Source organism: Microcoleus sp. MON1_C1 (genome assembly GCF_036701945.1).
In the GTDB taxonomy this organism is placed as follows: domain Bacteria; phylum Cyanobacteriota; class Cyanobacteriia; order Cyanobacteriales; family Microcoleaceae; genus Microcoleus.
This window is the reverse complement of sequence record NZ_JAUBRO010000038.1, coordinates 1-12,382: the sequence shown is the minus strand read 5'-3', so window position 1 is coordinate 12,382 and position 12,382 is coordinate 1. Positions and strand designations below refer to the sequence as shown.

Here is a 12,382-nt window from a genome sequence, read left to right as displayed (position 1 = left end):
TCGTTCTCAAATAAAATTCCTAAATTCTGTCGATCGCACTTAGGAATTGGACTGCGGGGATAAAATCAAGTGCAGCAGACCGTCGATCAGTCGATCGCGCTCCATTGGGATAATATCTTTGCCGTGCATCATATGCTGCGTTAACTGGAAATATACCAGCGATCCGATAAAAATCCGCGCCGTTGCTTCCGGATCGGGCAATTTTAACTCTGGATGCGATGCGAAATATTGAGTAAGCCGCTCGATACCCGGTTTAGCTAAGTTTTTCACAAAAGTCTGCGCTAGCTGGGGAAAACGCCCCGACTCCGCAATCACTAACCTCACAAAATTGAGGAATTCAGGTTCCTGCGTCACCTGCTCTAATAGAGTTGTGGCAACGGATCGCAGCGCTACGGCCGGTTCTTCATCCAGAACTGTAAAATGGACTTTTTCTCGCGCCAGCCGCTGTACCAAGGCCACGAATAATCCTTCTTTATCTGCAAAATAGCTGTAAACCGTGGCTTTGGAAACTCCTCCCGTCTTCGCTACCTTGTCCATACTCGTCCCCGCGTAGCCGTGGGTTAAAAATTCTTGCATCGCACCTTGCAGGATTTGCTCGGTTTTGTCACTTGCTGCGGCGCTGTCTGGTTCGCTGGGTTTTGTCCTGGCCATCGCTTGTCTTTGTAATTCTTGCTTCGGGTCTTGACATCATTATACTGAACGGTTTAGTATTTATTTTAGAACTAAACGGTTTAGTTTTATCAACCTAAATGATGAGGTGTGTCATGGTACACCAACCAACAGCCGACGGCTTATCCTCAACTCCATCCCTAGTTAAACAACTCCTAGTTGTGGCAGCAGTAGCAACCCTGGCTGCAGGGGGAACCACAGGCTACACGATCTGGCGATCGCGCATACCCGATCCCAACGCAGTAGCAGCAGCAGCCGTCGCAGCATCCCAATTAACCACCGTTACAGCCTTGGGACGACTCGAACCCAGAGGAGAAGTAATTAAAGTCTCCGCCTCCGGTGCCGCGGAAGGAAACCGGATCGATCGACTTTTGGTGAAAGAGGGAGACAGGGTGAAAACAGGCCAAGCGATCGCAATTTTGGACAGTCGCGATCGCCTGCAAGCCGCCCTCGACCAAGCTCAAGAACAAGTGCGCGTCGCCGAGGCAAATCTAGCAAAAGTGAAAGCTGGAGCCAAAAACGGCGAAATCCAAGCCCAAAAAGCGACTATTAGCCGTTTATTAGCCGATCGCAGCAACGAGATCGCAGCGCAACAGGCGATCGTTGCGCGCCTAGAAGTCGATCGCAGCACCGAAATAGCAGCGCAACAAGCCACAATTGCCCGCATCAGGGCCGAACAGCAAGGGGAAATTCAAACCCAAAAAGCCGCAATTGCCCGCCTACAAGCCGAACTCCGCAACGCCCAAAGCGAGGATCGGCGGTACTCCCAACTCTATGAACAGGGAGCAATTTCCGCCTCAACTAGCGACAGCAAAAGCCTCGCCGCCGAAACAACTCAACAGCAACTCAACGAAGGAAAGGCAAAACTAAATCAAATTCAGCAATCGCGCCAACAACAAATTAACGAAGCCCAAGCCAAACTCAACCAAATTCAACAATCGCGCCAACAACAGATTAACGAAGCCCAAGCCAAACTCAGCCAAATTCAGGAATCTCGACAACAGCAGATTAATGAAGCCGTGGCAAATCTCGATCGCATCGCCGAAGTGCGTCCCGTTGACATAGCAGCAGCCGCCGCCGAAGTCAGTTCCGCCACTTCAGCAGCCAAAGGCGCCAAAGCCAATCTGGATCTAGCTTACATCCGTGCTCCCAGAGACGCCCAAGTCCTGAAAATTCACACGCATCCGGGGGAAAGGGTAGGAAACGACGGCATTGTCGAACTCGGACAAACTCGCGAGATGCTAGCTGTTGCGGAAATCTACGAAAGCGATGTGGACAAAGTACGCCTCGGACAAACCGCCAAAATTACTAGCGATGCTTTGACCTGCGAATTGCGGGGAACTGTCGAACATATTGGTTTGCAAGTGCAGCGGCAAAACATTGTTAACACCGATCCTTCTGCGAATATTGATGGTCGAATTGTCGAAGTAAAAGTGCGTTTGGATGCAGCTTCCAGCCAGAAAGTAGCGGGATTAACCAATTTGCAAGTCAAAGTGGCGATCGGGGAAATTAAAGATTAAGTAAAAAATGTTCCTCCCTTCCCGCTCGAAAACTCTCTACTTCTTCTTTTCTCTTCCTTCGTGTCCTTCGCGTCTTCGCGGTTCAATAATTACATATTCTTTCAGTACGAAGAGAGTAAACCCTCAGTCCTATCTCTTCAATCCCAAATCCAAAATCTCAAATCTAAAATCCTATGATTGGACCCATCCAACCCTTACAACAATTAAGACGCAGAACTTCCCTCGGATGGCTGCAACTGAGTCACGACAAAGGGCGAATGGCCGTTGCAGTAGCAGGAATTGCCTTTGCTGACGTTTTGATGTTCATGCAGTTAGGCTTTCAAAATGCGCTTTACACCAGCAATACGCGGCTGCACCAAGCCTTGCAAACAGACTTAGTTTTGATTCACCCCCAAGCGCGAAATTTGATTAATTTGTCTTCCTTCCCCAGGCGCAGATTGTATCAAGCAATGAACGTACCCGGCGTGAAATCAGCCGAGCCGCTTTACGTGAAAATTGCTAACTGGAAAAATCCCGAAACTCGGCGCGAAACGTCGCTGATGGTGGTGGGTTTCAATCCCGATCGCCCTGCGTTTGCGCTTCCAGAAGTTAACCAAAATTTGAGCGCGATTAAATTGCCGGATACCGTGTTGTTCGATCGAGCTTCTAGGGGAGACTACCAAGGGACGATCGCGCAAATCGATCGAGAAAAAGCCGTTAAAGCTGAGGTCGAGCGACGCACGATTAACGTCAGCGGTTTATTCACAGTTGGGGCATCTTTTGCCGCCGACGGTATTTTGATGACTAGCGATCAAAATTATCTGCGCCTGTTTCCCAGACAAAACGCCGCGAGTGTTAATGCCGGATTAATTCAACTGCAACCGGGTGCTGACCCCGTGGAAGTCCAACAAGTTTTGAAATCATACTTACCGCCGGATGTCAAGGTACTAACCAAACAAGAATTTATCGATTTTGAGAAAAACTATTGGGCTAAGAATACTGCGATCGGCTTTGTGTTTAATTTAGGCGTCGCGATGGGTTTTGTAGTTGGTGTGATTATTGTTTATCAAGTTCTCTCAACCGATGTCAGCGACCACATGGGAGAATACGCTACTTTCAAAGCGATGGGCTACCGCAATGTTTATTTACTCGGCATCGTTTTTGAAGAAGCTCTAATTCTTTCCGTCCTCGGTTTTTTGCCCGGAGTAGGAGTCTCTTTCGGACTCTACTCTTTAACTCGCAAAGCTACAAATTTACCCCTTTATATGACGCTGCTTAGAGCATTTATAGTATTACTTTTGAACGTAATTATGTGCACTATTTCGGGAGCAATTGCCACTCGCAAACTGCAAGCAGCCGACCCGGCAGATATGTTTTAAGGGAAAATGAATCAGTTTATAAGACTCGGCGGTTGAAACCTTTGTAAACAAACGAAGTCCGCCTCCCCAGACTAATGAATAAAGGGGGTATTAAAGCCAGATTTTGTATATAGCAATCATAAATGAGTCGTAAATTTTTTACCCCACCCCAGCCCTCCCCTTATCAAGGGGAGGGAGTAAGAAATTTACAAATGATAGAGGATTGTATAAAGTCCTGATGACCGACATATTTTTTGTAATCATTCTCTTGTTTTTTTTCTGCATTGTCGGCGACGAAAGCGATTTATTCTTTAATCTAAAACCTCAAACCAAAAAGTTATGAACTCTACTACTCTCTACCCAACAAACAACGCATTACAGAGTCCTGCACCTGTAGTTTCCGCGCACCAACTCGACCACTACTTCGGTCAAGGTCAACTGCGAAAACAGGTACTTTTTGATATTAATCTCGAAATTAATGCAGGTGAAATCGTGCTGATGATGGGGCCTTCCGGTTCGGGAAAAACCACGCTTTTAACTTTGATTGGCGGACTGAGATCCGGTCAATCGGGAAGTCTCAAAATTCTCGGTCAAGAAATGTGCAAAGCGAGTGCAGACCAATTGGTAAAGGCGCGACGCAAAATTGGCTATATTTTTCAGGCGCACAACTTGCACCGCAGTTTGACAGCGCTGCAAAACGTGCAAATGGGTTTGGAAGTTCACGGGAATTTGTCGCGTTCTCAAATGCGCGATCGCTCTGCAAAAATGCTAGAGTTAGTAGGACTGGAACAGCGGATTAACTATTATCCAGATGATTTGTCGGGAGGACAGAAACAAAGAGTTGCGATCGCCCGCGCTTTGGTCAGTCAACCGCAAATTGTTTTAGCTGACGAACCAACAGCCGCCCTGGACAGCAAATCCGGTCGCGAAGTGGTGAATTTGATGCAGCAACTTGCCAAAGAACAGGGTTGTACTATTTTGTTAGTAACCCACGATAACCGAATTTTGGATATTGCCGATCGCATTGTTCACATGGAAGATGGAAAATTAGCCTAATTTTAAAATTTCCCCAGAATAGACATCACCCATAACTCCCTCATTTTCAATTTTGGATGTCAAAATTTAATCCAAAATTGCCAAACCCCAATCTAAACTCGTCCTGGGACTGTTGACTAATTTCTAACAACCAATCCTTGCCGGTAAATCCCCAAATTTTGCAGGTACATTGCTTCGAGTTTGGGCATCGACGATTCCACAGAACCGCCATAACGGCGAAAAGAAGGCCAGATGTAAGCGAGTTTTCTCACTGCTGGCTCCAATCGACCCGCTTCTATATCTTCTAATGCACCTTTTTCTCGGATTAACTCTATAGCCATCAAATCTTGATTTTTTGGGCTGAAATCGCGGACGCCAAATTTTTTGGCAAATCTGTCCCAAGTGGTGCTGAGAAACTGATATCGCCCCGCTGCGTCGGAACAGAGTTTTTTGCCATAGCGGCGACCGCACCTCATTTCCCTAGGATGATCTTGAAAGCTGACAAATTTCGTGCCGGTGTACTGGGTGCGGTAGCCGTCGGCGCTAGCGGTTCCTTCGGCGGCGGCAATTGTGTCGAGAAAGGCTTTCACTCGACGTTCCGGGCCGATGCTATCGAGTGTGTTATCCTGTATGGGCTCTGGTGAATTGAGGGTTGCAGTTTCGGGTTCCCGATCGAGCTCAATGTTATTCTCTCCTTGGTCTGGTGAATCGAGGACCGCAACTTCCAGCAGGCGTTTCGGGGTGGGCGAGCTTTCTACCGAGACCGATTGTCCCCACAGCAGCCTCGGCGTCATTCGACCTAAGAAAAAGCACAAACAGATTAAGAAACCCCAAGAAAGTTGAAAACGAAGGCGTTTGGAAAGTTGCCTGCGCTGCCGCACAGGCCACCCGTGCAGAGGGAGAGCTGCGGGCAAGATTCCCGTTTGCTGGCCGAAGGCGAACAGCGATTTCAGCGCTAGCAAGGTTTGGTTGTAGAAACCCGCTGCAAGTTTCCGAGCTCTCATTGCTGCTGCGAAAGTCTCGACATCTGTCAGAGTCACTTCTGCCAGCGGTTTTTCTACAAACAGCCGAAAACGGTGGGCCGCCTGCCAGCTAAAGCGCTTGCTGCGGGGGGATTGGCCCTCCACCCACAGGCGAATTAGCTCGATGTCTGAAATGGGTTGTAGATGGCTTCCCAGATGTTCTGGTGCGTACAAGAGTACCTCCTGATATCACTTCTAGTTGAAGGTTCCCAGTTAGAACGGATGAGTGAAACAGGGATCAAGGGAAACTCGCTTCAACTATACTAAGTGATACTACTAAGCGCTCACGGGGTCAAGCTCAAGAGCCGATTGTTCGAGCAGTTGAGTGTAAAGTTGACCCAGTTGGGAGGCGATACCGTCCCAACTGAAATGGGTTTCGACGCGCTGGCGACCTGTGTGTCCGAGTTGCTGGCGCCATACTGAGTCAAGTAACAAGCGATCGATCGCATCCGCAAAGACAGCTTCATTTTTCGGCGGCGCGAGCAAACCTGTTTCTTCGGGCACTACAGTATATTTGAGCCCTCCCACGTCGGAGGCGATTACGGGCGTGCCGCAGGCCATCGCTTCAATGGCCACTAAACCGAAGGGTTCGTAGTGGCTGGGAACGACGCACACATCGGCGGCGGCGTAGTAGGCGGGGAGAATGTCTCTGTTCAAGGCGCCGGGAAAACTGGTAATGTCGCTCAGCCCGAGTTCTTCAACGATGCTGCCGATACGATCGCGCTCTTTGCCATCGCTTTCCCCCGCACGCCAACCGCCGCCAATTATAAGTTTTAAATCGGCTTTGGGCACCGCCGACCGGCTGACGGCGCGGACTAAGGTTTCGATGCCTTTGCGGGGGTCGAAACGGCCGACGTACAACACGACTTTGGTTTCGGGGGCTATGCCCAAGTAGCGGCGGGCCGTCGATCGGGCGATCGAGCCGAACCGTTCAGTGTCGGTACCGCAGGGAATGATGTCAATATTGCCTTTTGAGGAAACCAGAGACCTCATGTGTTCTTTTTCTTGGGGACTGGTAGCCACTACGCGATCGGCTGTTTCCAAAAGTGTTTTTTCGACTTGCAGCCTGGTTTTGGCAATCATCGGAATTGTCGAAACCGACTTGTATTTAATTGCTGCCAAAGAATGGTAAGTGTGAACTTGCAGCAGAGGTTGCGATTTTTTCAACTCCATTCCCACCCAAGAAGACAGCCAGTAATTTGTGTGAACTAACGGATATTGAAAGCCTGACTCTAACTGAAACTTCTGAAATTCTTGAACAAAGATTGGTAAATATCCGTAGAGTTCATCGCGGGGAATAAATTCTTGTGGCCCTGCTACTAGCCGAATTGTCCGGCAATTCGGACTGTGCTGTACAATTCTTGCTTGTTGGCGATCGGATGAGCGGGTGAACATATCAACTTGCCACCCCTGTTTCGCCAGAGATTCTCCTACTTGACGCACGTAAACATTTTGCCCGCCCGCTTCTTCTTTGCCAATTTCCACAGAGGGATCACCGTGTACCCATATAAGAGCGATACGTTTTTTACTTAATGAAATCATGATTGTTTACCAAAAATTTAAAATATTTCAGGAGAAGATTGAAGTTCAATTTTGGCTGCTGCGCCGGGACTGGAATCTTCTAGCTAATTTGTATTAAAGTGAAAATGCGGGATCGGGAAATCATCCTGAAGGGATAAGTTGCAGAGAAAAATTGACAAACGACTTCCTTCTGCTGACAGAGACGTGCAGCAGCTCAAACTCTAGATAATCTAAATAGAAATTAATGAGGGTGAAGGGAATTTGCCGGATTCTGGTCGGTGTAAAACTCGAACCTGCTTTCAGCTTGGTGTTCGAGATGCGAGGTCAGTCGAAGGTATAATTTTTACTTATCTGGATAAATTGGTAGGGATTTGGAGAAAGCAGAAGTAGGTGGCCCCGAAGACAGAATGTTACAGGGTCAGAGAAAAAAAAAGCAAAATTATTGCCTTGAAAATTTTTCTTTCTTTCCGCCTTCGGCCTTCTGCCTTTTTCCCTCTTCCTTCTGCGTTCTGCTTCTTACTTCTTATCTCAAACTAGGAATTCTTGTTTAACCTCAAATTTCCCGTTTGTGTAATGTTAAGATTTCTTCCGGTGTTTGCGTGCGGAGGATTCTCCGTTTTCGCTGTTGGGGATATTGTTTCGCGAACCTTGCATTCGGGAACCGTATCTGTTAGCCCAAACTTGGGTAAACTCGGCACCTAAGAACAGAATTTGAGCCGAATAATTAATCCAAAGCAGGATAATCACGAACGACCCCGCAGCACCGTAGGTAGAGGCGATACCGCTACCTCCGAGGTAAACTCCAATTAGGGATTTGCCGATCGTAAACAACACTGAGGTGATGGCGGCGCCGATCCAAACATCATTCCAGGCAAGATGGACATCGGGCAAAAGTTTGTAAATTAAGGCAAAAAGCAGCGTAACTACGCCAAAGGAGATAGCAAAGTCCACAATCTGCCAAATGCCGACTGGTAATTGCAGCCAGTTGTTCAACCAATAGCTGACGGCGGCTAAAACGGCGCTAATTACTAAAGATACTAGCAGTAAAAAGCCTATGCCTAAAATCATTGCAAAAGACAATACGCGGTCTTTCAGGAATCCCCAGATGCCTTGTCCGGGAGGGGGTGAAACATTCCAAATAGTATTGAGGGCTTCTTTGAGATTAGTAAACACGTTGGAAGCGCCCCACAAAAGTGTAGCGATGCCGACTAAAGTAGCAATCATTCCTGACTTTGGTTCGGAGGCTTTGAGGATGAGTTCTTGGACGGTTTGGGCGCCATCTTTGCCGATTAAACTTTGGAGTTGGGCGACGATTTGACCTTGGGCTGCCTCTGGACCAAAGACTACACCGACGATCGCAATTACGATAATTAGCAGCGGGGCCAGGGAGAAGACTGTGTAATAGGCTAGGGCGGCGGCTAAGGTTGGCGCTTTATCTTCTTGCCATTCAGTAAAAGTTTGTTTGAGCAGCGATATGACTGTTTTTAAGTTCACGGTCTTTGGTTTCCTTATACTTATCGTCCCAGGGATTCTAATAGGTTAAGAGTTTTTTAGCCTCGGCCACAAGATAGATTTATCAATTAGCAAATTCGGAAGATTACTTTTATGTCAGATTCCCACACAACTGTTAACAAGACCGATGTAAAATCGTCCAAAAAAACAATTTCTTGGGCAAAACTGAGCGCATTAGTAGCGGTAGTCAATTTCTTGCTGGTGCTTTTCCATTTCAATTACCTTCAGTTGCGCCCTGTTTATCAGAGCTATTTTCCGGGTTTAGTTAAAATTTATGACCCGATAAAAGGCATTGATTCGAGTTTAGCTAATCCCGAATATTTGAAAAGCGCTGACCAGTTTTGGCGAATTGATACGTTTTTTATCGGTTTTTTTGGGGCGGAATTTTTGATTAAAAGTCTGTTCCACACCCGCCGTAAACCGGGGGTAACTTGGTTTGATTTTGTGCTCAGGCGCTGGTACGAGGTGTTTCTGGTGATACCGATTTGGCAGGGGTGGCGGATTCTGCCAGTATTGGTGCGCCTTCACAAGTCGGGTTTGGTGAATCTCGATCGCGCAGTTGCTCAAGTTACCTACGAACCGGTGGCTTATTTAGCCAATACGATCTCGGAATACATGATGGTGCGGTTTATCAATCAAGCTAAAAATTCGATCAAACAGGGCGACGCGGCGCAGATGTTGCTGGCGCAGCAGCCCTACCTTCATGTCAATCAGGAAAATACGATCGAACAAATTACCAAGCGGATTTTGGATCTGACAATTTACAAAGTTTTGCCGCAGGTGCAACCGGATTTGGAAGAATTGCTGCACCACAATTTGGAAACAACCATCAAACAGTCGGATTTTTATCAAATCCTGCAAAATTTCTCTCCGATTAACATTTTGCCGACGGAGATGACGGAACAGGTAGCGAATTATTTGGCTCAAACTGCTGTGGATGTGGTAGCTAATACTTATGAAGACGATAAAGGTCGAAAAATTCTAGATAATTTCAGCCAAGAATTTAATCAAAGTTTGCGGCGGGAATTGCAAGATGAGAAAACTCTCGGGGAATTGCAGTCGCTGGTGTCGGATTTGTTAGAAGAAGTGAAGTTGAATTACATTCAAGGCGGGTTGAAGTCCGATCCGGTGCAGACTTTTACGGAAATTAACTCGCTCCGGGGAGTAAGGGAGAGTTGATACAGCAATGAGTTCCGGTGTTGTGAATTAGATTTTTTTTAACTCACATCTTGCATCATTGTTAAGAACAGGCTTTCCGGCCTGTTCCACAATAAAATTCATCTCTTGTGGAACAGGCAAGATGCCTGTTCCTAAACAAGTAATTGAGAATGGTGCAATATCTCAGTTAAAACGAACCGCGAAGACGCCAAGGGCGCGAAGGAAGAGAAGAGAAAGAGTTTACAAGTTCTACGGGTAAGGCGCACCTAGGAATAAGGGTAGTGGGGATATCCGAAATCTCTGGGAATAAACCTATCTGAATTCCCAGCTAAAATAAAAGAATTAACCTAAAACATCTATCATATTAGATATCTATCTTGAACAACCTTACTTGCCTGGAAATAGAAGTCGCTCAAACAATGCTGAGATTAGCAATGTTGCTGGGCTTAACACTTTTAATCGCCTTTTTTGTGGCGGCAGAACTAGCATTAGTATCAGCAGATCGCCATCAAATCCGCCAACTCGCCCACTTGGACGATCGCCCAACCGCTAAAACCGCCGAACTCGTCCACCAAGCTCAGAACAACATACCGCATTACCTGTCTGTGACTCAAACTGGCACAACAGCAGGGAGTTTGCTGTTGGGTTGGTTGGGTGAGGGAGCGACTGTACACTGGATCGAACCGTGGATCGACAAATTGCCGATCGGTCATTTGCCGGCCGTGCTGACGGCTCATTCGATCGCAGTTCCCGCAGCTTTCATCTTAGTAACTTACGTAGAAATAGTCTTAGGAGAACTCATTCCCAAAGTATTAGCAAACCACGCCCCTGAACGCACCGCTTTGCTACTGATGCCGGCCCTCGAAATCTGCTCAAAATTACTGTGGCCGCTGTTAGCAATTCTCAACGGTACCGTGCGGCTGCTGACCGGTTGGATTACCAGTAAAAAGTCTCAACCCCTGCTGTTACCTTCCGAGGCAACTCTCCTTCAAAAAGATGCTCATTCGGCACTAATTTCTGGCCTATGGGAAGTGACTGCCGTTAACGAAAGACTCGGATTAAACCTGCCAACTAACCAAGCTTACCAAACAATCGCCGGATTCGTGATCCACAATTTAGGTAAAATGCCCAATCAAGGCGATCGGCTATTGTGGGGCGAGTTGGAAATAGAAGCAGAAAATGTGGTAGAAGGCAGTTTAGAAACAGTGCTAGTGCGTCAGGTAACTCGCCCTTTGTTTGAGACTCAGCAGCCAGAACTCGTGTTAAATTGATAGCAGCAAATCGGGGTTCAAATTTGATTGTAGATCCAACCGTGATAATGGCATTGGAATGCGCCGCTACAAACCTTTCCTGCGGATAAAGGACTGCTGCGGTGCAAACAGTGATCGCGTAATGTCGCAGTTTGTCCATCTTCTGGGCGAAAAATTGCCAGCCACTCCCCGTCAGGCGATCGGGCTAAAACAGTATTACGTTGTAATTAGTCGCTCAGTGCGACAACTTACCAAAAATCTGCAAATTGCATAAAGCACAGTTTATGAGGTGGATATGCTGAAAACACTTTGGGCTACTGTTCGACAAGGGAAAATTGAACTGCTAGAGTCATCCTAATAGTTAAGAAATATTAAAAAGCGATGTAGTAATGCAGAAAAAGTGGGATAGTTGATTACTATAATAAATCTGTAGTAGAGCGTATTTAAATATAGGAGCTAAGGCTCAAAGCGAAAAAAGGAAAGTATTACGATTAAAAGCAACGATTATTCATCTGAGTTGGAGATAAAATCCAAAGAGAGTTATCCGATGCAAAAAAGTGTCGATGAAAATAACATTAACCCAGGACAACAGCTAAGGGAATTTATCAAGAAAATTTTTCCTGCTGATGTCAAAAATGACTCCTTTATTTCAAGAATAGATTATATTCTGCAAGCTGATGGAGAATTGAGAGATTTAGTTTACAATAGTACGATAAACTATGTAGTGCGACGGCTTATAGTAACCGCTGATTATTTTAAAAGAAAGTGTGAAAAAGAGAATAAAGGAAATGAAAAATTCATAACAGATTTGAGAGCTTTACTGAAGGATGATATGCGCTTCCATGAAAAGCATATCGGACTAATTATTGTCTTAATTAGTGAGTGTTTGGATAAGAGAAATGCAGACGTAGCAGACAGCACTAAACATAAAATAAGAAAGAGAGCCAGAAATAATAATAAGGCTTGCTATATCTGTGGCGGCGAACTGGAGTTTGATATAGGAGATTCATACAACTCAGTTCAAGTGGAGCATAAATGGCCGAAAGCAATGGGCGGTTCAAGTGATAATTTCAATCTTGAAGTCGCTTGCCAAAAATGTAATTGTAAAAAGTCAGATCATATAGATGCTAGCGATTTTCATTATGAAAAGATATGTCTCGTAAGTGATGAAAACGATCAACACTTTTCCACTGAGATGAACAGGGAATATAGCAATTCCATTTGAGATGTAAATATGGATTTTTATGGTAAAATAGGAAAGTTTGATAATAAATGAAAGGAAAGAAAGCAAATGGAAGCCAATCAAAATGAAAAAGAAAGACAAATAGAAGGTTTAATAAAATTTATAAATAGTAATG

General features: G+C 46.0%; 12 protein-coding genes. 7 read left to right on the top strand and 5 right to left on the bottom strand.

Features of this window, described 5'->3' with window-relative positions:
• Positions 1-39: 39 nt before the first annotated feature.
• Positions 40-651: a TetR/AcrR family transcriptional regulator gene (locus QUA62_RS20575; RefSeq protein WP_333406298.1), complete on the bottom strand. Its 612-nt coding sequence runs from the start codon at positions 649-651 to the stop codon at positions 40-42.
• 113 nt (positions 652-764) lie between these two features.
• On the opposite strand from QUA62_RS20575, the gene QUA62_RS20570 reads away from it, so the two are divergent.
• The 3 genes from QUA62_RS20570 (at position 765) to QUA62_RS20560 (ending at position 4,582) form a co-directional block, all read left to right on the top strand.
• A complete protein-coding gene (locus tag QUA62_RS20570) occupies positions 765-2,189 on the top strand; it encodes an HlyD family efflux transporter periplasmic adaptor subunit (protein ID WP_333406296.1) in 1,425 nt (474 codons plus the stop codon).
• Positions 2,190-2,362: 173 nt separating this feature from the next.
• Positions 2,363-3,547: an ABC transporter permease DevC gene (gene devC, locus QUA62_RS20565; protein WP_333406295.1), complete on the top strand. Its 1,185-nt coding sequence runs from the start codon at positions 2,363-2,365 to the stop codon at positions 3,545-3,547.
• A gap of 318 nt (positions 3,548-3,865) precedes the next feature.
• Positions 3,866-4,582, top strand: a complete 717-nt coding sequence (locus tag QUA62_RS20560) for a DevA family ABC transporter ATP-binding protein (protein WP_333406294.1) — start codon at positions 3,866-3,868, stop codon at positions 4,580-4,582.
• 116 nt (positions 4,583-4,698) lie between these two features.
• On the opposite strand, the gene QUA62_RS20555 is transcribed toward QUA62_RS20560, so the two are convergent.
• The 3 genes from QUA62_RS20555 to QUA62_RS20545 form a co-directional block, all read right to left on the bottom strand.
• Positions 4,699-5,757 carry a glycoside hydrolase family 104 protein gene (locus tag QUA62_RS20555; RefSeq protein ID WP_333406293.1) on the bottom strand — a complete coding sequence of 353 codons (1,059 nt, stop codon included), beginning with the start codon at positions 5,755-5,757 and terminating at the stop codon, positions 4,699-4,701.
• Positions 5,758-5,859: 102 nt separating this feature from the next.
• A complete protein-coding gene (locus tag QUA62_RS20550) occupies positions 5,860-7,125 on the bottom strand; it encodes a glycosyltransferase family 1 protein (protein ID WP_333406292.1) in 1,266 nt (421 codons plus the stop codon).
• A gap of 555 nt (positions 7,126-7,680) precedes the next feature.
• Positions 7,681-8,598 (bottom strand): YihY/virulence factor BrkB family protein, encoded by a 918-nt coding sequence (locus tag QUA62_RS20545; protein WP_333406291.1) that lies wholly within the window; start codon positions 8,596-8,598, stop codon positions 7,681-7,683.
• Positions 8,599-8,709: 111 nt separating this feature from the next.
• Between QUA62_RS20545 and QUA62_RS20540 the strand changes: the two genes are divergently transcribed.
• Positions 8,710-9,795 carry a hypothetical protein gene (locus tag QUA62_RS20540; protein WP_333284187.1) on the top strand — a complete coding sequence of 362 codons (1,086 nt, stop codon included), beginning with the start codon at positions 8,710-8,712 and terminating at the stop codon, positions 9,793-9,795.
• Positions 9,796-10,151: 356 nt separating this feature from the next.
• A complete protein-coding gene (locus QUA62_RS20535; RefSeq protein WP_333406290.1) occupies positions 10,152-11,045 on the top strand; it encodes a CNNM domain-containing protein in 894 nt (297 codons plus the stop codon).
• A 17-nt stretch (positions 11,046-11,062) separates the two neighbouring features.
• On the opposite strand, the gene QUA62_RS29465 is transcribed toward QUA62_RS20535, so the two are convergent.
• Positions 11,063-11,200, bottom strand: a complete 138-nt coding sequence (locus QUA62_RS29465) for a Rieske 2Fe-2S domain-containing protein (RefSeq protein ID WP_445301694.1) — start codon at positions 11,198-11,200, stop codon at positions 11,063-11,065.
• Between QUA62_RS29465 and QUA62_RS20530 the strand changes: the two genes are divergently transcribed.
• Positions 11,167-11,298, top strand: a complete 132-nt coding sequence (locus QUA62_RS20530; RefSeq protein WP_333406289.1) for a hypothetical protein — start codon at positions 11,167-11,169, stop codon at positions 11,296-11,298. The genes QUA62_RS29465 and QUA62_RS20530 overlap by 34 nt on opposite strands.
• Before the next feature lie 273 nt (positions 11,299-11,571).
• Positions 11,572-12,249 (top strand): HNH endonuclease, encoded by a 678-nt coding sequence (locus QUA62_RS20525; RefSeq protein ID WP_333406288.1) that lies wholly within the window; start codon positions 11,572-11,574, stop codon positions 12,247-12,249.
• The last annotated feature ends 133 nt before the right edge of the window (positions 12,250-12,382 follow it).

What these genes read in the sequence shown, in the direction of transcription:
- QUA62_RS20540 (WP_333284187.1), top strand. Translation starts at nt 8,710, where the DNA reads ATGTCAGATTCCCACACAACTGTTAACAAGACCGATGTAAAATCGTCC.
- devC (WP_333406295.1), top strand. Translation starts at nt 2,363, where the DNA reads ATGATTGGACCCATCCAACCCTTACAACAATTAAGACGCAGAACTTCC.
- QUA62_RS20575 (WP_333406298.1), bottom strand. Translation starts at nt 651, where the DNA reads ATGGCCAGGACAAAACCCAGCGAACCAGACAGCGCCGCAGCAAGTGAC.
- QUA62_RS20560 (WP_333406294.1), top strand. Translation starts at nt 3,866, where the DNA reads ATGAACTCTACTACTCTCTACCCAACAAACAACGCATTACAGAGTCCT.
- QUA62_RS20530 (WP_333406289.1), top strand. Translation starts at nt 11,167, where the DNA reads ATGTCGCAGTTTGTCCATCTTCTGGGCGAAAAATTGCCAGCCACTCCC.
- QUA62_RS20570 (WP_333406296.1), top strand. Translation starts at nt 765, where the DNA reads ATGGTACACCAACCAACAGCCGACGGCTTATCCTCAACTCCATCCCTA.
- QUA62_RS20550 (WP_333406292.1), bottom strand. Translation starts at nt 7,125, where the DNA reads ATGATTTCATTAAGTAAAAAACGTATCGCTCTTATATGGGTACACGGT.
- QUA62_RS20525 (WP_333406288.1), top strand. Translation starts at nt 11,572, where the DNA reads ATGCAAAAAAGTGTCGATGAAAATAACATTAACCCAGGACAACAGCTA.